This window comes from Pseudomonas sp. GM79 (assembly GCF_000282495.1).
Classification (GTDB): domain Bacteria; phylum Pseudomonadota; class Gammaproteobacteria; order Pseudomonadales; family Pseudomonadaceae; genus Aquipseudomonas.
This window is the reverse complement of the sequence record NZ_AKJE01000109.1, coordinates 1-23,516: the sequence shown is the minus strand read 5'-3', so window position 1 is coordinate 23,516 and position 23,516 is coordinate 1. Positions and strand designations below refer to the sequence as shown.

20 protein-coding genes and 3 pseudogenes are annotated in these 23,516 nt (G+C 57.9%); 12 read left to right on the top strand and 11 right to left on the bottom strand.

Annotation, left to right across the window (positions count from 1 at the left end):
• Nucleotides 1–268 precede the first annotated feature (268 nt).
• The gene (locus tag PMI36_RS03570) at nt 269–649 is read left to right on the top strand and encodes a hypothetical protein (protein ID WP_008075478.1); all 381 of its coding nucleotides are present in this window, start codon (nt 269–271) and stop codon (nt 647–649) included.
• Between the two features lie 172 nt (nt 650–821).
• Here PMI36_RS03570 and PMI36_RS03575 read toward each other — a convergent pair.
• Nucleotides 822–1,431 (bottom strand): annotated as a pseudogene (locus tag PMI36_RS03575) (tyrosine-type recombinase/integrase).
• Between the two features lie 245 nt (nt 1,432–1,676).
• On the opposite strand from PMI36_RS03575, the gene PMI36_RS30115 reads away from it, so the two are divergent.
• Entirely contained in the window at nt 1,677–2,726 is a 1,050-nt protein-coding gene (locus PMI36_RS30115) for a DUF3592 domain-containing protein (protein ID WP_008075475.1), read from the top strand.
• 995 nt (nt 2,727–3,721) lie between these two features.
• Here the strand turns inward: PMI36_RS30115 and PMI36_RS03585 are convergent.
• The 3 genes from PMI36_RS03585 to PMI36_RS03595 form a co-directional block, all read right to left on the bottom strand.
• Nucleotides 3,722–4,108 (bottom strand): hypothetical protein, encoded by a 387-nt coding sequence (locus PMI36_RS03585; protein ID WP_008075471.1) that lies wholly within the window; start codon nt 4,106–4,108, stop codon nt 3,722–3,724.
• 824 nt (nt 4,109–4,932) lie between these two features.
• Complete coding sequence (locus PMI36_RS03590) at nt 4,933–5,712, bottom strand: SDR family NAD(P)-dependent oxidoreductase (protein WP_008075469.1); 780 nt, start codon at nt 5,710–5,712, stop codon at nt 4,933–4,935.
• Nucleotides 5,713–6,062: 350 nt separating this feature from the next.
• The gene (locus PMI36_RS03595; RefSeq protein WP_008075467.1) at nt 6,063–6,761 is read right to left on the bottom strand and encodes a hypothetical protein; all 699 of its coding nucleotides are present in this window, start codon (nt 6,759–6,761) and stop codon (nt 6,063–6,065) included.
• Between the two features lie 82 nt (nt 6,762–6,843).
• Here PMI36_RS03595 and PMI36_RS32170 point away from each other — a divergent pair, with 82 nt between their 5' ends.
• The 5 genes from PMI36_RS32170 (at nt 6,844) to PMI36_RS03605 (ending at nt 9,540) form a co-directional block, all read left to right on the top strand.
• Nucleotides 6,844–7,155, top strand: a complete 312-nt coding sequence (locus tag PMI36_RS32170; RefSeq protein ID WP_008075466.1) for a response regulator transcription factor — start codon at nt 6,844–6,846, stop codon at nt 7,153–7,155.
• The gene (locus PMI36_RS32165; RefSeq protein WP_008075465.1) at nt 7,152–7,340 is read left to right on the top strand and encodes a LuxR C-terminal-related transcriptional regulator; all 189 of its coding nucleotides are present in this window, start codon (nt 7,152–7,154) and stop codon (nt 7,338–7,340) included. The genes PMI36_RS32170 and PMI36_RS32165 overlap by 4 nt, the downstream gene beginning before the upstream one ends.
• Nucleotides 7,321–7,452 (top strand): hypothetical protein, encoded by a 132-nt coding sequence (locus PMI36_RS32280; protein ID WP_274517749.1) that lies wholly within the window; start codon nt 7,321–7,323, stop codon nt 7,450–7,452. The genes PMI36_RS32165 and PMI36_RS32280 overlap by 20 nt, the downstream gene beginning before the upstream one ends.
• Nucleotides 7,453–7,810: 358 nt before the next feature.
• On the top strand, nt 7,811–8,464 hold the full coding sequence (locus tag PMI36_RS03600; protein WP_008075462.1) for a hydrolase: 654 nt from the start codon (nt 7,811–7,813) through the stop codon (nt 8,462–8,464).
• Between the two features lie 71 nt (nt 8,465–8,535).
• Entirely contained in the window at nt 8,536–9,540 is a 1,005-nt protein-coding gene (locus PMI36_RS03605; protein ID WP_008075452.1) for an MBL fold metallo-hydrolase, read from the top strand.
• 115 nt (nt 9,541–9,655) lie between these two features.
• On the opposite strand, the pseudogene PMI36_RS31580 reads toward PMI36_RS03605, so the two are convergent.
• Nucleotides 9,656–9,727: pseudogene (locus PMI36_RS31580) on the bottom strand (serine dehydratase beta chain); the annotation flags it as partial.
• A gap of 335 nt (nt 9,728–10,062) precedes the next feature.
• Here PMI36_RS31580 and PMI36_RS03610 point away from each other — a divergent pair.
• Complete coding sequence (locus tag PMI36_RS03610) at nt 10,063–11,439, top strand: NfeD family protein (protein WP_008075451.1); 1,377 nt, start codon at nt 10,063–10,065, stop codon at nt 11,437–11,439.
• Between the two features lie 290 nt (nt 11,440–11,729).
• Nucleotides 11,730–12,023 (top strand): annotated as a pseudogene (locus PMI36_RS03615) (helix-turn-helix domain-containing protein); the annotation flags it as partial.
• 127 nt (nt 12,024–12,150) lie between these two features.
• On the opposite strand, the gene PMI36_RS03620 reads toward PMI36_RS03615, so the two are convergent.
• The 3 genes from PMI36_RS03620 to PMI36_RS03630 are packed head-to-tail and all read right to left on the bottom strand — an operon-like array spanning nt 12,151 to nt 17,890.
• Entirely contained in the window at nt 12,151–13,548 is a 1,398-nt protein-coding gene (locus PMI36_RS03620) for an efflux transporter outer membrane subunit (protein ID WP_008075449.1), read from the bottom strand.
• Entirely contained in the window at nt 13,545–16,691 is a 3,147-nt protein-coding gene (locus PMI36_RS03625) for an efflux RND transporter permease subunit (RefSeq protein ID WP_008075448.1), read from the bottom strand. Before PMI36_RS03625 ends, PMI36_RS03620 begins: the two co-directional genes overlap by 4 nt.
• Nucleotides 16,692–16,693: 2 nt before the next feature.
• Complete coding sequence (locus PMI36_RS03630) at nt 16,694–17,890, bottom strand: efflux RND transporter periplasmic adaptor subunit (protein ID WP_008075447.1); 1,197 nt, start codon at nt 17,888–17,890, stop codon at nt 16,694–16,696.
• Between the two features lie 113 nt (nt 17,891–18,003).
• Here PMI36_RS03630 and baeS point away from each other — a divergent pair, with 113 nt between their 5' ends.
• Both baeS and PMI36_RS03640 read left to right on the top strand, forming a co-directional pair.
• Nucleotides 18,004–19,422 carry a sensor histidine kinase efflux regulator BaeS gene (gene baeS / locus PMI36_RS03635; RefSeq protein ID WP_008075446.1) on the top strand — a complete coding sequence of 473 codons (1,419 nt, stop codon included), beginning with the start codon at nt 18,004–18,006 and terminating at the stop codon, nt 19,420–19,422.
• A gap of 3 nt (nt 19,423–19,425) precedes the next feature.
• Nucleotides 19,426–20,109 (top strand): response regulator, encoded by a 684-nt coding sequence (locus PMI36_RS03640; protein ID WP_008075445.1) that lies wholly within the window; start codon nt 19,426–19,428, stop codon nt 20,107–20,109.
• Nucleotides 20,110–20,127: 18 nt separating this feature from the next.
• Here the strand turns inward: PMI36_RS03640 and PMI36_RS03645 are convergent, their stop codons facing one another.
• The 3 genes from PMI36_RS03645 to PMI36_RS03655 all read right to left on the bottom strand — a co-directional run bounded on the left by PMI36_RS03645 (nt 20,128) and on the right by PMI36_RS03655 (nt 22,627).
• Nucleotides 20,128–20,577 (bottom strand): hypothetical protein, encoded by a 450-nt coding sequence (locus tag PMI36_RS03645; RefSeq protein WP_008075444.1) that lies wholly within the window; start codon nt 20,575–20,577, stop codon nt 20,128–20,130.
• Between the two features lie 107 nt (nt 20,578–20,684).
• Nucleotides 20,685–21,947, bottom strand: coding sequence for a HAMP domain-containing sensor histidine kinase (locus PMI36_RS03650; protein ID WP_008075443.1), 1,263 nt, complete (start codon nt 21,945–21,947; stop codon nt 20,685–20,687).
• Nucleotides 21,944–22,627, bottom strand: a complete 684-nt coding sequence (locus PMI36_RS03655) for a response regulator transcription factor (RefSeq protein WP_008075442.1) — start codon at nt 22,625–22,627, stop codon at nt 21,944–21,946. Before PMI36_RS03655 ends, PMI36_RS03650 begins: the two co-directional genes overlap by 4 nt.
• A 222-nt stretch (nt 22,628–22,849) precedes the next feature.
• Here PMI36_RS03655 and PMI36_RS03660 point away from each other — a divergent pair.
• Nucleotides 22,850–23,516: POTRA domain-containing protein (locus PMI36_RS03660; RefSeq protein ID WP_008075441.1), on the top strand; the 667-nt coding region annotated here is incomplete at its 3' end.

Genomic DNA, 23,516 nt, shown 5'->3' with positions numbered 1-23,516 from the left:
TAGACCATGGGTGAAAACGCCGGTCATATCAAACAAGGCCTGGCTCGATTGAAGAAATTGGACATCGGCTAGGTGCAACACCTTTGCCGAGGCTGCCTGAATCCGACTCCAAAGTGCCTATGGGCGCATCGTTCGAGGGTTCTGACGACGATCAGACGCTTGATGCCAAAAAGAGGCGGAGAGTTGATTCTGGCAAGCGATGAGCAGACATTTTTTTGCGATTTACTCTGATACGCTGCTGAAACACTCGTTTACAGGAGTTGTTCGCATGATTGGCAAGTTAATTTCGACGGGTTTCAGTTTGGCCACCTTGCCCGCCCGCCTGACTTTTCGCAGCGTCCGCGCCTTGGCCATGACGCCTGCCGAAGCCAGCCGCCTGCTGGCGGACATGCGTCAGGCATCGGATCAGGCGGTGCAGGAACTCCAGGGGCTGTTGGCCAACGTCGATGCGGACATGACCCACAAAACGGCGCACCTCAGTGCTGCCGACAAGCGCCTGGCAGCCGAACTGGCCCTGCACGCCGCCGAACAACACCTGAACATGGCCGCGATCAACATTCTGCGGGCCGTCTGGCTTACGCTTCACTCGACGCCGAACTTGCCGCCAAGCGAGCTTGATAAGCGGCTTGAACAGAGACGTAACGACTAACAGACCGTCCGGCGGATCGGTCGATCCGAGCGAGAAATGGGAGCTCAGCATCCTTGAATCGGCGCTTCATGTGCAGGAGGGGTTTATGGAGCGCTTACAATTCGGTTAGTCAGTCCGGTTCACCTCACTGGCAGCTATTGGCGACAGTTTAGTTGCGACCATCGCAGAGGAATTACACCTCCGTCTGTTCAGCCATTTCCAGGGCATCATCGACCTCGATACCCAGGTATCTGACAGTGCTTTCAAGCTTCGTATGACCAAGCAGGAGTTGCGCAGCTCTCAGGTTCTTCGTCCTGCGATGCCTTGGTTCGCCGGAGCGTGTGAATACCGTACATGGTTGGGTCAAGGCCAATGGTTGTCACCCACGCTTTGACTATTCGAGCGTATTGCCTGGTGGATAGATGGTCTGAGCCGTGCAACCGGGTCGGAAACAAGAAGTCCTCGCTGCGGAGGCGGGCCTGATGCATCCAAGCCTCCAGAACCGTTCGGGTTTGCTCTGTGATTTCAAATTGCACTGGGTGCTGGGTTTTCTGCTGCATCACGATGGCCCGTGACGACACATGTTCCCCATGGGCTATGTCTCGTACTCGCAGTTTGGTTAAGTCACAGGCACGCAGCTTGCTGTCGATGGCCAAGTTGAAGAGAGCCAGATCCCGTGTTTTCTCCGCGAGCTGGAGTCTTACCCGAATGGCCCAGATATCTCTGACTCGGAGCGGGGCTTTCTGTCCGACAAGCTTTCCCTTGTTCCAAGGCTGATGGCTATATGTAGCAATGATCTTCATGGTTTGTCCTCCACGTTGAGGGAGGACAAGGGTGGATCAGTCACGGTGCGTGGTGGTCGCTAACCGACCCGAAGCTGCCGCTGGGAACCGGCAGAAACCGGCCAGGAGCGGAAGCGCGGGAAGTTGCATTGCATTTGAGTATCTACGGACTAACCTCAGTGCATCATTACACCGCGCGCAGGGGGACTTGCCGCCAAGGTGTCATATCCCAACTGACCTCCATTTCACGTTGGCCAAGGAGCCTTATGAAGACCTTCTTGCTCTTGCTAAGGACGGCCCTGTTCGTTGTTTTATTTTCCTTTGGCTTGCTCTGTCTTCTCGTGTCTCTTTCCTCGTACAAGGAGGTGGACGAGACGAAGACTTGGCAGAAGTTGAATGCCACTGTCGCCACTGTCTCCATTTCTGAGGAGATGCGCAGTAAGGGTATGACCTATTGCTCTCTGGTTAACGTGACCTTTGAGTTGAGCGGACAGCAATACACTTATCCGCTCGAAATATCGCAGCGGCCCTGCAGAACCAGCCTGGAGTCGGTTGAAAGATCAGTTGCAACATTCAGGGAAGGAAAAGTGATCGAAATTCTTGTCGACCCAGCAAAGCCGGGTAGAGTGAAGCCAGGTACTTACTCACTAGGTGGGGGTTTTTACCTCGGCGTTTTCTTGGGCACGCTAGCCTTTATCGGGGTCGTAGCTGTCCTGGTGTTTCCTGCTAAGAAATCTGTCAAGTTGACGCAAGGAGAAAGCATTTCACATTCAACTTTGAGTAAGAAAGAAGTTCAGCAAAAAGTTCGCGAGCTACTCACCGCCGGCACTGCAAAGTCGGAAGTGTTTTCACAACTCTCCGGGCGGGGTGTAAAAGACAGTCATCTTGCCTACTTTATAGCTTCGTATGCAGATCCAATTCGTTGTGACGAGCACGATCGCAAGGTCAATATTCTCATCACGATAATGCTCGTCCAGGCTTTGATTGCATTCTTCCTGGGATTGGATATCGGCGCCAGGATGGGGCCAACGGCCAAATGGGTTATGGGTGTTTCAATGATCTTGATTCCCTTATTTTTGGTATGGGGCTTCTACAACCATCGCGTCGGCGCCTACAACGCGTACATACTCCTTGCGCTTCTCCAATTCCCAAGATCGCTTGAGGGGTTTACATCGAGTCCGGCAACAACCGCTATCGCATTAGCTATAAGTATCGCTATCCTGGCTTTTGTTTGGTACGTCCGAGGAAAAATCTTTCCAGACTTCGTCTTCGTCAACCCCAGGAAAATCAAAGGCAAGTACATATTTTCGGGCTGACCATCATGCCGCCGGACCTGCCCGAACGGCTGTTCAGGCCTGTGAGTTCAATCGTTAGCGAAGACTGCTTCGGGTCGATTTCAGCCGGTTCCAGCAGGCAGCTTTTGGGCCAGAAGCGGCCAGTCGCATTTTTCTTGATGATAAGCAGCGATCCAGAGTTTCACTTAATGCTTACAGGGGTTGAATGCCTCCAACTCACCACGGGGAAGAGGAACTCCAATGTCCCATGGGGCATAGTTGTTCTGCAAAGGAACATTAGAAGACCAGTTTCCGGTTTCACGCACGAACAAGCCGTCTCGCACAGTAAGCAGCGATATGTTTTGGGACTGTAGGTACCGAACCACTTGCGCCCTTAGCTTCACATTTATTGCCCCTATAGTTTCGCCTGGGCTCAACGCGTAGTAACGCTCCGCCTCGAACAAGTGCACGGGCATTGTGTCCTGCTCCCCCCTCCAGATGTAACTGCATTGCACCTCGGGAGAGAGAAGTTCGCCAGCTTGCCGGTAGCGCTTATTGTCGAAAACTACCAAACGCAAACCACCACGCTCCGAAACAAGCAGCCCTTGTTTCGGCTCGGCTGGTTTCGCAACCCCATACGGTACGGACATCCAGCTTGCCGGCACAACGAGTTCAGGCGCCCCTTCAAGTGAAAGGTCTCTCACCAGTTGTGATGTAGCCTCTGGAGTCCCATAGGGCGCTTGGTATGCGCATCCAACAATCAGCGTCGTGGCAATGGCCAGACCAATTAAATTCTTCCTCATATAACCCCTCGCTGAAAAGGCTCGTATTCAACACCAATTGCCCGCCTCGGACCACTAGCCTAATGTGCACGACGAGGTGACTGCATCCGCACTGAGGTCTTAATTAAGCCCACTATCGGCCAGAAGCGGTCAGTCCTAAGGGAGGAGATAGAACTAACCGCACCACTAAATCATTCAGTGGCTAGCACCATCTCCGACCGAGGGCATCCAACCGTAGATGCCGTTATAGACAACTTATTTGACTATCATCCAGCCTTTGCCGTTTTCAGCATTCGCTTCCTTTCCGGTCATACAGCTCAACACCTGCATACGTTTCATGCTTTGCAGCGTTTGAGGTGTAACGCTTTGCCCGTAAATTTTCCCAAGTTTCGCACTGTTCGCCAGCGCTTCTTCATAGCGCTTTTGAGCTAGCATTTCGCAGCCATCGATATCCGTTTTAAAGCTGATGGTTTGTGCCGGCAGGGAAATTCCCGGTTTATCGAAGCGAGTGTCTTCGTAACGCCGCTGTGAATAATCGATGTTGGCAGATACGGAAGTGGTCGGAGTTGTCGGGGTGGAGCAACCTGTAAGGGTCGTGATCAGAACAGCTGCCAGACAGGTGAGCGATAGATAACGTGGCACAGAGCTTCCTTGGAAAATTTTCCATCACTAAGAACGGTGATAGTTGAATCATTACGTCGGCAACTCTGGCGCGTTCTTGAGCGTGACCATGGTGAGAGGTAGCAACCTACGCGACCATCTCGGCCGACGAAACCTGCCCGCCCACTGGCGGATGATCTGACCTCACTTTGTTCAGCTGGCTCGCCCAATAAGGGAAGCGGTTGAGAGCATAGGCTCCGATGGCAACCCACTGGAGGTCTCCAACTTTATGCGCTAGAGGCTTCTTTGATGATCGTCCGCTATGGGTCGACTACTGCCCTTCGCAACAGGCAGCAATCGGCCGATTCTGTTGAAAAAGTCGATCATGGTTTCCACGGCTGAAGAGTATGTGCTTGAGCTTGAAATCTTTGCCTTGAGCACAGGACTCCGGGCTCAGATTTCGCGTAGCTGCGCGCAATAAAGGCGTTTTCAGCAGTCCGTATGCAGGCAGTCTTGAGGGATCGACTTTTTCAACAGAATCGGCCAGGAGTGGTCAGTCGAAGCCAATATGATGGCGTTCCCCCTATATCGGTGTTTGGATAAGCTCGAAGCCTTCAAACGCAGCGAGCTTTGAAACCGTAATGGCTGCTCGTGGCGATAAAGGCGGAAAATTTTCATTTTCAAAGCGTAGAGGCGCGTCAGCACCTTCCTTGTTCTCGAAGAAAAACGTGGAAACCCATTCTTCGAGGTGTCGTCGCGCCATTGAATGCCCAGGGGGGACACTAGCCTTTCACGTCTCTTTACTTGGCGGCGCCGGTATTCAAATATCGCTTCCTCAAACTGCAAAGACTTAAGCTCCCCTGCCCTCAACGGGGGCTTTTGTTCTCAGAGAGGCAGTTGCCCCCGTCGACCACGAGAAGCTCGCCCGTAATGTAGCTGGACTCTGGAGAAGCAAGAAAAGCTACCGCCGCAGCGACCTCCTCTGGTCTACCGGCACGCCCCACGGGAACATACTGCGCTGCGATCACTTCCTCAGGTGTGCTGGACTGCGTCGCGATCCACCCAGGGGCAACAGAGTTCACGGTGATGCCGTATGGTGCGACTTCCAGCGCCAAGCTCATGTTCATCCCCACAATCCCCGCTTTCGCCGCCGCATACGCGGCCTCGCCAGGGTTGCTGACGCGGGTGCCGGTCGTAGAACTGATATGGACGATGCGTCCGTAACGACGATTCTGCATCCCCGGCAACACTGCGCGGGTCAGCAAAAATACAGTGGTCAGATTACGGGCAATCGAAGTGTTCCACATATCGACGCTCATATTGGCCACTTCAGAAAACGTTTCGGCTTCCCCCTGAATCGCCATACCGGCGTTGTTCACGAGTACATCGATTCGCCCCCATAGCGATTCCGCCCAAGTCACCAGTTCGACGACCTGAGCCGGCTGAGTGAGATCTGCAGCGCGTCCTTGCACCTCATAACCTGCCGCGATCAGTTCCGCGACGCGATCATGGATACGGGCACTGCTGCCGGTGATGATCAGCTTTGCGCCCGAGTCCCCAAGCCGTCGCGCGATAGCTAGACCAATCCCATGTTCGCTGCCAGCTCCACTGACCAATGCGACCTGACCACTCCAGTTTTTGAACATTGCAATGCTCCACAGGGTTACACAGGAAGTACTGTCTGACAGTCCAGAGTAGATGCTAGCTGCCCGCATCGATGCATTAAAGATTGTGAGCGGCAGCATTCGGCCAGACTGTGATGCATTGATAGCCTGTATGCGCGCTCAGTCGAGTAGGCCTTTACCTCATGAACTACTCAGGCTCCACACGCAACAATGAACGCATGACACAAGGATATCCCGATGACACTGGCTAACCTGCAACGGCTATCCGTATCTCAGAGCGAACTGGTTCTCCCCTATCTCCACGCGATTAAAGCTGCCGATTATCCGTCAGGCGATAAAACACTTGAACATGGATGCAATCAGACCGGCGATCACTCGTTCAAGTTTTTGACCAGATAGCTATCTACGATTTGCGAAACGCCCGTCAACGCAGTACGCAGCAACTCCGGTTCAGTGCGATAGCGCAACGGCGTATAGCCATAGGTATTGGCGCCGTTGAATGCGGTGATCGGTTCATTGCGCTGCCAGATTAGTTCCTCGCCGCGTTTCATGACAGCGCTCACGGCAATCGTCGGGTAGACCACACTGCTGAAGCCTTGAGTCAGTGCGAAACCCCAGTTCAGGACGGTCAATTCGATCTGCGCATCGGCCGGTTCGTTTTCACCCACGATCTTGAAACGGCCGGTGGCGGTCAATTGCTCCTCGAAACTCTTTTTGACCAACTCGCCCAGATTGATATCCGCTGTTTCCATGTTGTACAGAATCGCATCAACCGTCGACATCGAAGCCAGGTCACCTGCCTTCAGACCTGCGGCAAATCCAGCCCCTCCCAAAGCAGCCTTGGTCAGGTTCGATGCACCAGCTGCCATCCCTACGCCAGCACCGACACCTGCGCCCAATGCAGCGCCCCATGCCTGTTCACGTCCCATGTAACTCATTTCCTTGGGCTTCCATGCAACCGGGAGAATCTTTACCGTGTGGATCTGGGTACGGTATTCAGGCTTGAATTTCTGGTTGGCACATCCGGCAAGGAAAAGAACGGCAAACATCAGGACAGCAATCTTCTTCATGAACAACTCACGACCCAAAGGAATGTGCGGAGTTTGTCGTCACCGGCAGGAAATTCTGAAGGGGTGAGCGCCGAGATAGGAGTTGCTTGACGCTGATCTCAACATCGGCCCCGCTTGCCTGTTGCTGGACATAAGCCTGCCCGAGGCGACAGGGCTGGAACTGCAATCGACGCTCGGACAACGCGGGCATCCGTGGCCGGTCATTTTCATGACCGGTTTCGGCACCATCCCAATGTCGGTGCAAGCCATGAAAGCGGGAGCGGTGGAATTCCTGACCAAACCGTTTAATGACGACCAGTTGCTGGACATCCTGCGCCCCCCCGTCAGCGTGCAGCGACGGCGTTCGAGCAATGGCAACGCATTCAGAGCGCCCGTCAAAGAGCCGTCCTGTTGACACCCCGTGAGCGCGAAGTACTGCCGCTGATTGTCGCAGGGCTGTCCAACAAGCACATCGCCAACCGGCGAGGCACCAGTGAAGTCACCGCCAAGGTCCACCGCAAACACATCATGGAGAAGATGCAGACGCGTTCGCTGGTCAGACTAGTTTCCGGTGATATGCATGTCGGCATACTGGGATGAAGCGACACTGACTGAATCCAGCCGCTACGGCGCCAGTGAATGTCTACGCAAACCCTTCAGCGGCGACGCGTTGCTGACTGCTGTCGAGATTGCGCTTCAACCCCGGCACTAGGGTCATCAGGATAAACACCGCCAGTGCTCGCGCCCTCACCTGTGCCGGAACAATTCGACAGCACCACAATTCATGCCGCTACAGGTCCACATCACTGGGCGTGAATCATTTCCCCTCACCTGCAGTCGTCAAGTGACGCCCATCGCTGCCGTCACCCGATAAGCGTTCCGCTGTCTTCTCGAGAAAACCGCACGCTACCGCACAAACATCCCAAACAACAGCACACCTGTTCAATCCCGGCCTTGTGGAATGCGTGACCATCTCCCCACGAAAGACCCGATGAATTTTTCATCAGCTCAACGGCACTTGTCGTCGAGCAACCCAAATAACCCTCGCCCAATACATAAGGAAAAACATCATGGCCCTCGCAAAAGCAGCTCCAGGCAAAACCCTTCTTACCCCAACTGACCATACCTTGATCATGATCGACCATCAGTCGCAAATGTCTTTCGCGACCAAGTCGATTGATGCCGTGACCCTGCGTAACAACGCCGCGCTGGTAGCCAAGGCCGCCCGGGGCTTCGAAGTGTCGACCATCCTCACCACCGTTGCCGAAAAAAGCTTTTCCGGCCCGATCTTCGACGAAATCAAGTCAGTGTTTCCGGACCATAAAGTGATCGACCGCACCAGCATGAACACCTGGGAAGACGAACGCATCGCCGTTGAAGTCAACGCCTTCGGCAAACAGAAAATCGTCCTCGCCGGTCTGTGGACCTCCGTGTGCATCGTCGGCCCGGCGCTGTCAGCTATCGATCAAGGCTTTGAGGTGTACTTCATCGCCGATGCCTGTGGCGATGTCTCAATTGAAGCCCATGAAATGGCCGTGCAACGCATGATCCAAATCGGCGCCCGCCCAATGACAGCACTGCAATATCTGCTGGAGCTGCAACGTGACTGGGCTCGCAGCGAAACCTACGAGGAAACTGTCAAGACCTCAATCGCCAATGGCGGCGCCTACGGCCTGGGGCTGATCTACGCCAAAACCATGTTCCAGGCCTCTGAAGGCCATTAAGCAATGACAGCGGCTGCGCACAGGCGTAGCCGCTTTTTCACGCCTTTCTTATTGCAACCAGGACGCAAGCCATGAGCCTTCTCAAGCACCTCCCCTCCTACTTCAAGGGCTCACTGATGGCCCTGAGTCTCACGCTTACAGGCAATCAAGCCCAAGCCGCGGCGCCGCCGCCAGTGCAAACCCAGGCCCCCGGCTATCAGCGCCTGTCGGTGGGTGAATACGAAGTTACCGCGTTGTTCGATGGCTACAGCGACCTCGGGCCGACGCTGCTCAAAGGCCTTTCGCAGAAAGACATTCGCGCCATGCTCGAACGCAAGTTCATTTTTACCCCAGGCATGCCGACCGCGTTCAACGCATTCCTGATCAACACCGGTAAAAACCTGGTGCTGGTGGATGCCGGTGCGGGTGCCTGTTTCGGCGAAACCGCGGGCTGGCTGCCCGATAACATCCGCGCTGCCGGTTACCAACCTGAGCAAGTGGATACCGTGTTGCTCACCCACATGCATGTCGATCATGTCTGCGGCCTGATCAATGCCAAGGACGAGCCGGTGTTCGCGAACGCCACCGTGTATGCAGCGAAACCAGAGGCCGATTACTGGCTCAGCCAGGAAAACCTGGACAAGGCCCCAAAAGACGCCCGTGGCTACTTCGAGGTCGCCCGTAAATCCGTGGCCCCCTATGTCGCCGTCCACCGGTTCAAAACCTTCACCCCCGAGCAGTCGCTGGTGCCCGGCGTGACCGCGGTCAGCCTGCCCGGCCATACACCCGGCAGCAGTGGTTACACGTTCAGCTCCAACGGCCAGAGCATTCTGTTCATGGGTGACCTGGTCCACAGCTTCGCCGTGCAGTTCCAGCATCCAGAAGTGAGCATCGGCTTTGATGTGCAGGGTAAACAGGCCGTCGTGACGCGTGAAAAACTGTTCAAACAGGTCGCTCATGACCGTACCTGGGTTGCTGGTGCTCACTTGCCATTTCCTGGTATCGGGCATATCAGCAGTCGCGAAAAAGCCTTCGCCTGGGTGCCCGTCGAATACGGCCCTTACCAGCGACCGAAAAATGTTCCGCTGATCCAGTGATCCCCCCGGACATAACCCGACTTCACTGCGGGAGTTCCCACTCCCGCCTGCATATAAAGGTTCGTGTGCAGTGCTGATATATGCATCCAAAAATCTCAACGCGACCGGACCCTGGCATCGGGCCAACGGTGTGGGAACTGGAGGGGCCGATTCCAATCTTGCACAAGTCAAAAACACTGATAGCCATCGTTGATCTCCACGCGCCGCTTTCAGGTTGTCGGGAACCAACCGGATTGTCGGCGTCCGGGATCACCCAGAGGTGTCAGAATTCGACTCTAAAGTGTTCGTCACTACCAATTGCGGGTTGAAGGTCACGTAGCGCCCGCCAATTCGACGCGCGACCTTCCTGCTTATGGTTGTCGGATGTACGTCACAGCGTTCCGTGCAAGTATTGGGCTTTGACGATATGGCCGTCTTACCCCGCTGCGTCGCACCAGCAGCGTGACTCCGTCGCCCATCACTGACTCAACTACGCTTTGAGTGAGGGTTGCAGAGGCTGTCATACCCGCAACTGGAGGTCCCGTGAACAGTCACTGGTGGTGCCGCCTGCTCTTGCTAATAATACTGATCGGGTTACCGGCGGGCTCGACGACGGCTGCAGGCAGTGTCGTGGTACTGACCGTCAACGATGCTATTGGTCCGGCCAGTGCCGACTACGTGGAGCGCGGCTTGGCGCGTGCGGTGACCGAGGGCGCGCAGTTGGTGGTCATCAGCCTCGACACCCCCGGCGGGCTGGACACCTCGATGCGCTTGATTATTAAGGCGATTCTGGCCAGCCCCTTGCCAGTGGCAAGTTTCGTCGCCCCCAGTGGCGCACGTGCGGCCAGCGCCGGCACCTACATTTTGTATGCCAGCCACATTGCCGCGATGACCCCCGGCACCAACCTGGGCGCTGCTACACCGGTGCAGATCGGCGGCCTGCCCGGGACCGCGCCCGAATCGCCGGGCTCACCCACCACCGACAAGGATTCTGCGCGTGAACCGCAAGATGCCTTGACTCGAAAACAGATCAACGATGCGGCGGCTTACATCCGTGGCCTTGCGCAACTACGCGGACGCAATGCCGACTGGGCCGAACAAGCGGTACGTGAAGCGCTCAGCCTGTCGGCCCACGAAGCGCTCAAACTCAAGGTGGTCGATTATGTGGCCAATGACGTGGCAGACCTGCTCAAGCAACTGGACGGCAAGAGCCTGAATGTCTCTGGTCAAATGTTGAAGCTGAACACCGCCGGGGCTGCACTCATCGACCATGCGCCTGATTGGCGCACACAACTGCTGGCGGTGATCACTAACCCCAGCGTAGCGTTGCTGCTGATCATGTTCGGGGTCTATGGCTTGATCTTCGAATTCATGAACCCAGGGTCGGGTGTTGGTGGGGTGCTCGGTGGCATCTGCCTGTTGCTGGGGCTGTATGCCCTGCAATTGTTGCCCGTGAATTACGCCGGGGTCGGACTGATTCTGCTAGGGATCGCCTTCATGATCGCCGAGGCGTTTCTACCGAGTTTCGGTGTAATCGGCTTCGGTGGGGTGGTTGCTTTTGTAGTGGGCGCAGTGATTTTGATGGACACCGATGTACCGGGCTTCGGCATTCCGTTGACGCTGATCATCGGCACGGCACTGATCAGCGCCCTGTTGCTGATGACGCTGGTCGGCATGGCGCTCAAGGCCAGACGCCGTGCCTTGGTCAGCGGCGATGCGGGCTTGGTCGGCAGCCAGGCCACGGTGACGGGACTGCTGCCGGGTCTGCCGATGAGCGGCTGGGTGCAACTGCAGGGCGAAAAATGGCAAGTTCAGAGCCCCTCGCCCCTGCACCTGGGCCAACAGGTCCGGGTGGTGGCGCGCAAGGGCGTGATGCTGGACGTCATTGCGCTGGATGAAACGCCATCGCGAGGAGGTTGATCGGTGTTCGTCGAATTGGGTTTTGGCGCGCGGCTGGCTCCGGACTGCATGCGCACAAAGTCCAAAAGGCTGTTGCAGGCTGAACGTCGGAGCCGGTGGTGAAAAGAACTCCGGCCTCGGATGCTTCAATGGTCACTATGCCCTGGATGAGTTCACCCGTGCCCATTGGGTCACCTGGCAGCCCGGGGGCCATAACTACCCCTTCTGATTATTTGCCGATACTGACTCGGCCAGGATTGGGCAAGCCCTTTGCCCAATTGACAAAAAACAATAAAAAATAGAGGCGAAAAATGAGCGATTTAGTCTGTGTGTCCACCGATCAAATCGTTCACTCCGACCGGCTGATGAAGTGGAAAGAGTTCATGAGTGATCACCTGGGCCGCACTCCGGACTATATCAAGCGCCTGGAATCTACATTCGTCGACCCGTTGCATAACAACAACTTTCAGGGACGGCTGGAATATGGAGATCTTGGGCAGCTGCGTTTCTGTCGAGTGACCGCCAGTGCCCATCGATTTTCACGCCATCTGAGCAAAGCGGTCGACCCGAGATTGCCTTTGCTTGGGGGTATCGACGTTCGGCATGTCGCCTCGGCTGTTCCGTGATACCGCGAGCGACATCAGAGTGGAATCGACCGCTGCATAAGTCTGTTTGCAAATTGGGTGCATGCTGGTGAAATGGACAAAACGACTGGCCCTCGACCCTCCACCATCAATTCCAACCGCCGCCCAACACCTTGTACAACGTCACCCGGTTGCTCTGTTCGGTCAGGCGCAGGGTGATCAGGTCCTGCTGTGCGCTGTACAGCGAGCGTTGGGCGTCCAGGGCTTCGAGATAGCTTTGCGAACCGCCACGGTATAAGGCGTCGGACAGTTCGAAGCTTTTGCGGCTGGCGTCGGTCAACGCTTGCTGAGCCGTGATGCGGCGATCCAGCGTGCTGCGTACCGCCAGGGCATCGGCCACTTCCTTGAACGCGCTCTGCACCGTCTGCTGATAGGTCTGCACCTGTATTTCGCGTTCGACCTTGGCCGAATCCAGCGTCGCGCGGTTACTACCGGCATCGAAGATCGGCAGGCTGATGCTCGGGGCAAACGTCCAGGCGCCGCTGCCGGACTTGAACAGTCCGGACAAGGCCGAGCTTGAAGACCCCGCACTGGCCGTCAGGCTGATACTCGGAAAGAACGCCGCACGGGCCGCGCCGATGTCGATATTGGCCGACTTGAGCGTGTGTTCGGCGGCCAACACATCCGGGCGTCGTTGCAACAGGCTGGACGGAAGCTCCGCCGGCACTTGAACCAGCGCCGCAGCCGATTCCAGGTTCGCGCCCGGCAACAGCTCCTCGGGAATATCGCTGCCAACCAGCAGACGCAAGGCATTGCGGTCCTGGAGAATCTGGCTTTCATAGACCGCCGCGTCACCTCGGGCCGACTCCACAGTGGTTTGCGCCTGCGCCACAGACAGACCGGAAGAACCACCCATTGCGTGGCTGCGTTGGGTCAATTCGTAGGTCGCTTGCTGACTGCGCAAGGTCTCCTGGGCCAGGTGCAGGCGTTCATGGTCAGCCGCCAAGGTCAACCACGCCGTGGCCACTTCGGCCACCAGGCTGATCTGCGTGCTGCGCCGGGTTTCGGTCAGCGCCAGATAGTCTTCCAGCGCTTCGTCCTGAAGGTTCTGTACCCGCCCGAACACGTCCACTTCATAACTGCTCAGGCCCAGTTGCGCACTGTAGTCATGAGTGGTGGCCGCCGAGCCACTGCTGGACAACGAACCTGGCGTGCGACTGTGAGTGCCACTGACGCCGGCATCGATCGAAGGCAACGCCTCGGCTCGCTGGATGCGGTACTGAGCCTGCGCCTTTTCGATGTTCAGGCTGGCCAGACGCAGGTCGCGATTGTTGACCAGGGCCAGGGACTGCAAGCGCGCCAGACGGCTGTCAGTGAAGAACTGCTGCCACTCGATATCGGCGCCTGCCTCCCCCTTGGGCGTGCTGGCGGACGGCAGCCATTGTTCGGAGACAGGCGCTTCAGGGCGCTCGTACTGCGGCGCCAGATTGATACAGCCACCGAGCAGCGCGAGGACGGCCAGCAGTGGCCAGCGAAACTTGATCATGCGTCACCTGACTGGACGGATTGGACGGAGGTCGAAGCCGTGGAAACGCGGCCAAAGCGACGGCGAATCTGCACGAAGAACAGCGGTACGAAGAAGATCCCCAGCACCGTGGCAGTGAACATACCGCCCAGCACGCCAGTGCCGATGGCCTGGCGCCCGGCGGAACCGGCGCCGGAACTCAGGGCCAGAGGCAGCACGCCGAACATGAACGCCAGGGACGTCATGAGAATGGGCCGCAGGCGTTGCCGCACGGCGATCAGCGTCGCCTCTCGCAAGCTGTTGCCCTGCTCTTGCAGGTGCTTGGCGAATTCGACGATCAGAATCGCGTTCTTGGCCGCCAACCCCACGGTGGTCAATAGCCCAACCTGGAAGTACACGTCGTTGCTCAACCCACTGAAACGGGTGGCCAGCACCGCACCCACCACACCCAACGGCACCACCAGCATCACCGAGAATGGCACCGACCAACTCTCATAAAGCGCAGCCAGGCAGAGGAACACAAACAGCACTGATATCCCGTAAAGCAACGGTGCTTGCGAACCGGAAAGGCGCAGCTGATAGGACTGCCCGGTCCACTCGTAACCGATGCCTTCCGGCAATTGCTTGATAATCGCTTCCACAGCATCCATGGCGACCCCGGAACTGACCCCCGGCGCAGGATCGCCGACCACCTCCAGCGAAGCGTTGCCGTTGTAGCGTTCCAGCAACGGAGAGCCATAGCTCCACGAACTGCTGGCGAACGAGGAAAAGGGCACCATCTCATTGTTGCTGTTGCGCACGAACCAATGCTCCAGGTCGACCGCCTGCATCCGCGACGACGCCTCGCCCTGAACGTAGACCTTCTTCACACGGCCCTGGTTGAGGAAGTCATTGACGTAAGTTCCGCCCAACGCCGTGGATAAGGTGGTATTGATGTCACTGGTGCTCAGGTTCAAGGCCCCGGCCTTGCGATCGTCGATGCTGACCTTGAGCTGCGGTGAGTCATCCAGGCCATTGCTGCGTACCCCCAGCAGTCGAGGGTCTTTGCTGGCCAGTTCGATAAACTTCTCCCGCGCCGCCACCAGCGCATCATGCCCCAGGCCACCAAGATCCTTGAGTTGCACATCAAAACCCGAACTCTGCCCCAGGCCCCGTACAGCCGGGGGTTGCATGACGAACACATTGGCATCACCAATGCTCGACAGGGCTATGGTCGCCCGCTGGGCGATGGACGCCGAATCCTGCCCTGCCCCCGACCGCTCGCTCCAGTCCTTGAGCCGGATAAAGGCGCGGGCGGCGTTCTGGCTGTTGCCGTTCATGCCCAAGCCAGAGATGCTGATCAGCGCCTCGACTTCCGGTTGTTCGAGGATGTAGCTTTCGAACTGCTTCACCACGGCTTGAGTACGGCTGTCCGTGGCTCCCACCGGCAGCTGCACCTGAGCCATGAGAATGCCCTGGTCTTCATCCGGCAGGAACGAAGTCGGCAAGCTGAAATAACCAGCCGCCATCGCCAGCACCACCAGCCCATACACCAGCAGACTTGCACGTCCACGCTGAAAAATTGCCCCCACCCATCCTTTATAGGCCTCGGCGCCGCGTTCGAAGGTGCGGTTGAACCAGCCGAAGAACCCGCGTTGAGTACTATGGCCCTGGGCATCGGACGGTTTGAGCAGGGTCGCGCACAACGCCGGCGTCAGCGTCATGGCCACCAGCACCGAGAGCACCATGGCCGAAACGATGGTCACCGAAAACTGCCGGTAGATGATCCCCGTAGAGCCTCCAAAAAACGCCATGGGAATGAACACAGCGCTGAGGACCAGGGCAATGCCGACCAGGGCGCTGGTGATTTCATCCATCGACTGGCGCGTGGCGGCCAGGGCCGACAGCCCCTGTTCGCCCATCACCCGTTCAACGTTCTCCACCACCACAATCGCGTCGTCCACCAACAGGCCGATAGCCAGGACCATGGCGAACATGGTCAGGGTGTTGATCGAATAGCCGAACAGCGCCAGTACGCCGAACGTGCCGAGCAGTACCACCGGCACGGTGATCGCCGGGATCAGCGTGGCCCGCAGGTTCTGCAAGAAGAGGAACATGATCAGCACCACCAGGACGATGGCTTCGCCCAAGGACTTGACCACCTCCTCGATGGACAGGCTGACAAAGGGCGTGGTGTCGTAGGCAATCACATTTCTCAACTGCATTTCCGTCGGATAGAACGGCTCCAACGCCTTGAGCTTGGCCTTCACCGCTTTGCCGACTTCAAGGGCATTGGCGCCAGCGGCCAACTGCACGCCCATGGCGGCGGCGGGCTTGCCATTGAGGGCTGAACTGATGTCGTAGCTTTCACTGCCCAGCTCGACTCGCGCCACATCCCCCAGCAGCACCACGGCTCCATCGCTAGTGGACTTGACCACGACATTGCGAAACTCTTCGGCGGTTTGCAGTTTGCTGCGGGCACTGATGGTGGCATTCAGTTGCTGCCCGGCCACCGCTGGCAATGCACCGAGCTGGCCGGCGGAGACTTCGGTGTTCTGCGCCTCCAGGGCGCTGCTGATGTCCGAGGGCATTAACGCGTACTTTTCCAGCAGGGCCGGGTCCAGCCAGATGCGCATGGCGTAGCCCGAACCGAGAGTCTGCACATCGCCGACGCCATCGATACGGCTGATCTGGTCCAGCAAGGTGCTGGAAATGTAATCGCCGATCTGGGTGCCGGTCACGTTTTCGTTGTCGGAAGCCAGGGCAGCAATCATCAGGAAGTCCGACCCGCCCTTGGTCACGGTCAGGCCTTCGCTCTGTACCGACTGCGGCAATCTCGACTCAGCCTGTTGCAGCTTGTTCTGCACCTGCATCTGCGCCACATCCGGGTTCGTGCCCGCAGTGAACGTCAGGTTGATACTGGCACTGCCCGCCGAGCTGCTGGAGGCCGACATGTAAGTCAGGTTATCCAGGCCTTTCATCTGCTGCTCGATGACCTGGGTCACCGAGTCTTCCACGGTCTTGGCCGAGGCCCCGGTGTAGGTGGCGGAAATACGAACCGTTGGCGGCGCGATGTCCGGGTACTGTTCCAGGGGCAACTGACTGATCGACAAGGCCCCGGCAAGCATGATGACGATGGCGATGACCCAGGCAAAAATCGGTCGATCAATAAAGAAACGCGCCATGCTCAGCCCTCCTGCGCAATGGCAACAGGCGCCGATTTCAACGTGCGGCTGCGAGTACCGGGGTTCTGTGCCACCACTGATTCACCGACTCGGACTTTCTGCCCACCCTCGACAATCACCTGGTCACCCGCGTTCAGACCAGCCGTGACCCACCACTGATTGCCCACGGCGCGGTCGATGGTCAGCACGCGCTGTTCGACCTTGCCATTGACCACCACCAGCACCGAGGTCACGCCACTGGCACTGCGGTTCACCGCCTGTTGCGGAATCAATATCGCCTGGTCGTCCCGAGCCTGTTCCAGCACCGCCCGCACGTACATGCCCGGCAGCAATAGCCGGTCAGGATTGGCGATTTCTGCCCGCAAGGTCACCGTGCCAGTGCCCTCATTGACACTGACCCCGCTGAACTTCAAGCGTCCTTCATGGGCGTAGGTGCTGCCGTCATCAAGCTTGAGGCTGATCCGCGCCTCGTCCTCGCCGTTGCTTTGCAGCACGCCGCTGGCCAGGTCGCGCTTGAGGCGCAACAACTCGGTGGTCGATTGGGTGACATCAACGTAGATCGGGTCCAACTGCTGCACCGTGGTCAGCGCACTGTCCTGATTGGCCACCACCAGCGCCCCGGGAGTAACCGTCGAGGTTTCGACGCGCCCGCTGACGGGCGAACTGATGCGGGTATACGCCAGGTTGATGCGCGCGGTATCCACGCCGGCCTGCGCCACTTGCAGCTCAGCCTCGGCGGTCAGCAGACTGGCCTGGGCATCCTCGTTGTCCTGCTGGCTGATGGCATCGATCTTCGCCAACTGTGCGTCACGCCTGGCCGTGGCCTGGGCCGACTTCAATGTGGCGCGAGCCTTGGCCAGGTTCGCCTGTGCTTCAGCCAACGCAGCCTTGTAAGAGGACGCGTCCAGCTGATACAACGCCTGCCCGGCCTTGACCTCGGCACCTTCGACAAACAACCGCTGCTGAACGATACCGCCAACCTGCGGCCGAATCTCGGCGACCATGAACGCTTGGGTGCGCCCGGCCAGTTCCGTGGTCAACGCCTGGCTTTTGGGCTGCACAGTGATCACTGAAACCTTGGGCGGTTCGATAACCGGCGCGGATTCGCCGGGGGAGCATCCGCTCAACACGAGCAGGACGATCAAGGAAAGTAGAATGGCGGCGGTCACCAAGGATTTGGCGAAAAGTTTGGTCGACATAAATGCCTCTGCAAGACGGGATGGCTGAAGCCAGGCGCCATACTGCGAGGCAAATGTGCAGGAAAATTGAAGATTGCCCCGCGAGCTTGAAACTTCGTCGCGCCGGGGCCTAAATGGGCGGGCCATTCACCGACCTGCCCGAGCCCATGAAACTGAGTATCTCCACCAAGCTGTTTATTGCGGTACTGGCCAGCGTGCTGTTTGTCATCCTGAGCATGGGGCTGGCCAACGGCTGGAGCTTTGGCAAAGGCTTTCTCGACTACCTCAACGAACAGGCCCTGTTGCGCATGACCCCGGTGCTGCCACGCTTGGCTGGCGCCTATGAGCGCGAAGGCAGTTGGGAATTTCTGCGCGACCAGCCGGATCGCTGGTTCGAACTCATGCGGCCGGAGCCGGGTGTAGATTTCACCGACCCGAAGCGGCCGAACCTGCCCACGTCCGACCTGACCGGCGCGGTGTTTCGCATCGCCTTGCTGGACCAGCAAAAACAGCTGGTCATGGGCTACTCAGCGATTGCCGACGACGCCCTGATGCGCCCTATCGAGGTTGCCGGTAAAACCGTCGGCTGGCTGGCGGTAACACCGTTTCAGAACGTGACCGAAGCCGGTGGCGAACGCTTTCGTCTGTACCTGTTGCGCACCAGCCTGGGCATGGGCGTAATCTCGTTGCTGCTGGCGATGCTGATCGCCTGGTGGATTGCCCGCACCCTGCTTGACCCGGTCAAGCGAGTGGCCGCCGCCACGCACCGACTGGCCGCCGGGGAATACAGCAACCGGGTGGCGGTGTCTTCCAATGACGAAGTCGGTCAACTGGCCCGTGACTTCAATCAGCTGGCGTATACGCTGGAACGCAACGAAAAAATGCGCCGGGAGTTCATGGCCGATGTTTCCCATGAATTGCGCACCCCGCTGTCGGTGTTGCGTGGTGAACTGGAAGCCATCGAGGACGGTGTGCGCACCCTCGATCAATCCTCGATGAATTCGCTGCAAGGCGAAGTCAGCATGCTCAGCAAACTGGTGGATGATCTGTATGAACTGTCCCTGGCCGATGTGGGCGCACTGACTTACCGCAAGAGCGAATGCGATCTCAACGAGCTGTTGGACGGTTGCGTGGCGATGTTCCAGGAACGCTGCAATGCGCGGCATTTGCGCCTGGAGCTGGAACTACCGACCTCGCCGCTGCGGTTGGAGGCCGACCCCAAGCGCTTGCAGCAACTGTTCGGCAATCTGCTGGAAAACGCCGTGCGCTATACCGATGAAGGCGGCGTGCTGCGCATTCGCGCGGCCAGCGATGGCGACGTCGTACGCATTGATTTCCTTGATTCCGGCCCCGGGGTCGACGCGGATCAGTTGCCGCGGCTGTTCGAGCGTTTTTACCGCGGCGAAACCTCACGCAATCGCGCCAGTGGTGGCGCCGGTCTGGGGCTCGCTATTTGTCACAGCATCGCCCTGGCCCATGGCGGCAGTATCAGTGCCGATCACTCTCCTTTGGGTGGCCTTTGGCTGACCCTGCGCCTGCCACGGAACGCCTGAACAATGGTCAACGACAGCCCGATCCTCATCGTCGAAGACGAACCCAAACTGGCCGCGTTGATGCGCGACTATTTGATCGCCGCTGGCTATGCGACCCAGTGCCTGGACAACGGGCTGGCGGTGGTGCCGGCAGTACGGACCAGTGAGCCGCGACTGATCCTTCTCGACCTGATGCTGCCTGGACGTGACGGTCTGCAAGTATGCAAGGAACTGCGCAGCTTCAGTGCCGTGCCTATCATTATGATCACCGCCCGCGTCGAGGAAGTGGATCGCCTGCTCGGGCTGGACCTGGGCGCCGACGACTACATCTGCAAACCCTTCAGTCCTCGCGAAGTGGTCGCCAGGGTCAAAGCCATCCTGCGACGCAGCCCGCATCTTTTGACCTCGGCAGCACCGCGTCTACAGATTGACGAAGCACAGTACCAAGCCTCCCTCGACGGTGTGGCACTGGACCTGACGCCTCTGGAACTGCGCTTGCTCAATACCCTCGCCCGCTCTCCGGGACGCGTCTTTTCCCGGGATCAGTTGCTCGACAGGATCTACTCCGATCACCGGGTGGTCACCGACCGCACGGTCGACAGCCATATCCGTAATCTGCGACGCAAGCTCGAACAGGCCTGCCCGGGAGAGCATCCGATCGAGTCGTTGTATGGGGTTGGCTATCGGTTTCAGCTCGCCGACGCCTGAGCGTCGTCGAAATGGCCGTTATTGATCCGCCGCATAGATAATGGTTTGCGCGCTGTCGGATGTAGCAAGGCGGCGGGTGAAGTAGGTATCGCCTTCATCTGTCTGGATCTCGTAGTCGACCTTGCTGGCGAGACGGCCCGATGCACCGCAATGCTTGATGATTTTCAGCACCCGCTGAAACTTCACGCTCTGAGTACCGTTCTGGGCAGGGCCAGTGAGTACATTGACCGTTTGAAACCAGCCTTCATTCTTCTTGTTCGACACGAGGGTGCCGGTGAGTGCCTCAAAGCGTTCCAGACGGGTAAAGCCCCAGAGTGTCTGTTCCTCAACCGCTTTGCCTTGGGCTGTGGAGCCAGTGAATACAAACAGATTGATGGCCGGATTGTCTTCGCAAAAGAAGTCATAGGGCACAAGCCCGTCGACCATTTTCTTGCCGGGAACGAAACCCTTTTTATGAACCAGAAACATGACCACCTCCACTCTAAAACATCAGCAAACGCTGAGTAAGTTTGAGCGGGAAGTCTACTGAGGCGGGGCGTACAGAGCCGTCAAGCCAATGTAATATCGTGTAAAGATCACGCCCGATGGGGCAAGCTGATTTCCACCATCAACCCACCGGATGGCTCGTTGCGCGCCATGATCGTGCCGCCGTGTATTTCCACAGCCCTTGAAGCGATCGCCAAGCCCAGCCCGAAACCGGCACTGGCCTCGTTCAGGCCGCGCTCGAACGGGTGGAAAATGTCCTGCAGTCGCTCGTTTTCAACACCCGGCCCCCGATCGGTAATCTGCACCGTCAGGTAGTCTGCATCGAGATTGATCTGAGCCACTACAACAACAGCCGTGTTCGGTTTGGTATAGCGCACCGCGTTTCGAATGACGTTCTCGAAACACCGATACAGCAGTTCGCCGCTGACACGACTGACAAAGGCCGGACACGCTTGCAGGCTTACCCGGCAACCGTTCATTTGCGCCTCGAATTGAGCGTCCTCGACGATCACCGACAGCATCTCGACGATATCAATTGGCTCGCGCTCGATACTCTCGGGCCGACCCTGCATGCGCGCCAGGGTCAACAACGCCTCGATCAGCGTATCCATACGCACCGATTCGCGCTCGATGCGCTGCACCATTTCCAGGCGTGCAGGATCTTGCTGCAGCAGCCCGATAGCCGCTTGCATGCGTGTCAACGGTGAGCGCAGTTCGTGAGAGATGTCGTGCAATAGATGTTGCTGAGCCTCCACCAGCAGTTTCAGCTGATTGGCCATTCGGTCGCAGTCCTCGGCCAGATCGACGATTTCATCGCGACGCCCACCCATCATCGGCTTGACCCGTGTTTCGAAGCGCCCCTGGGCCACGTCGCTCATTGCCCGCCGAAGATAGGCCAACGGCCATGCCAGGTAGTACGCCAGATACCCGCTGAACAGCGCGCTCATCACCGTGCCGATGATCAACGGAGTCCAGTGACTAGGCCCTCTGTCACCTTTTTTACCAGGGGAATGTGTAGACCTGAGCGACAGCGCAACACCCTCCTTGCTGATGATTGACTGCTCATAGGCTGGTTGCGGAACCGGCGCCCCGGCCAGCAGTTGGCCGGCACTGTTATACACGCCAATGGCCTGGTCATCGGGATGACCCCACACTGTCAGTAGCTGACGACCCGACTCGACACCAAACTGTCGCAGCAGCTGTTCTTCGCTGGCAAGGATCGTTTCCAGATGAGGATCTCCGGGTCTGGAACTGCCCAGCACCAGAAGGCCCAACCCGACCAAAAACGTCAGGCTAGTAGCCAGCAAAAACGCCAGGAACAGCTTCCAAAACAGCCGGCTGGGCTTCATCATTCGGCGATCAACAGGTAACCGAGGCCACGCACGCTCTGAATCCAGGCTTTGGTGTCGGGCCGCGGCCCCAGCTTCTGGCGAATGCTGCTGATATGCACGTCGATACGCCGGTCGTAGCGAGTCAAGGGACACCCCAAGGCATTGAGCGACAGATCCTGCTTGCTCACCACCTGCCCGGCACAACGGGCCAGTTCTTCGAGCAAGCTGAACTCGGTACTGGTCACCCCCAGCTCGCGTCCCTGCCAGAGGGCCTGGCGCTTGCCGGGCCACAAGACCAGAGGGCCAGTCCTGATCACTTCGGTGGTTGGCTGATCCACCGGCTGCACCCTGCGCATGATTGCCCGTAAACGTGCCACCAATTCCCCCGGAGAACTGGGCTTGGGCACATAATCATCGGCGCCCAGTTCCAGGCCGGTGATCTTGTCTATGTTGTCGCCTCGGGCGGTGAGCAACACTACCGGCACCTGGCTTGCAGCCCGAATGCGCCTGAGCACCTCGATACCCGACAGCCGCGGCAGCATCACGTCCAGCACCACGATGCTGTAGCGGCCAGACAGCGCTTGGACCTCACCCTCCTCGCCCGTGTGCACTGCTGTCACCTCAAAGCCTTCATGCTCCAGGTATTGGCTGAGCATTCCAGTCAGTTCCTGGTCATCGTCGACTAGCAATACGGAGATCATGGGGAGCTCTTGAGTGTGTGTCCGTGCATTATCGCCCTTGCACTGAACACCGTCATCGTCCCGGGCCAACCTTTACCTAACTTGACACTTGGTTAACCGCACCAAACGCACCGAGCTTTTATGCTTCACCTCCACCAGCCTGCTCGCTCCGCGGACTCATCTTGCTGTGAGATATCCGCGCCCGCCTACGCTGCTTGTCGATGTGTTCTGGATAAGATCTTGATGAATTTTTCGCGCCTGCTCTGCTCGGCTGCACTGCTACTCAACGCCACACTTGTGCATGCTCAAGGCTTCAAAATTTCCGATATTCGCATCAACGGCCTTCAGCGGGTTTCCGCAGGGAGCGTGTTCGGTGCCTTGCCGTTGAACGTCGGTGATGACGCGGATGAGCGCCGCTTGGTGGAGTCCACCCGTGCGCTGTTCAAGACCGGTTTCTTTCAGGACATCCAACTGGGGCACGAGGGCAATGTCCTGATCATCACGGTGGTCGAGCGCCCCTCGGTCGCCAGTATCGAGATCGAAGGCAACAAGGCGATCTCCACTGAAGACCTGATGAAGGGCCTCAAGCAATCCGGTCTGGCCGAAGGCGAGATCTTCCAGCGCGCCACCCTTGAAGGTGTGCGTAACGAGCTGCAGCGTCAATACGTCGCTCAGGGTCGCTATTCGGCGTCAGTTGATGCCGAGGTGATCGCGCAACCGCGTAACCGTGTGGGCCTGAAAATCAAGATAGACGAAGGCACCGTTGCGGCCATCCAGCACATCAACGTGGTGGGCAATACCGTCTTCACCGAAGAGCAGTTGACCGATCAATTCACCCTCAAGACCAGCAACTGGCTGTCGTTCTTCAAGAACGATGACAAGTACGCCCGTGAAAAACTCTCCGGTGACC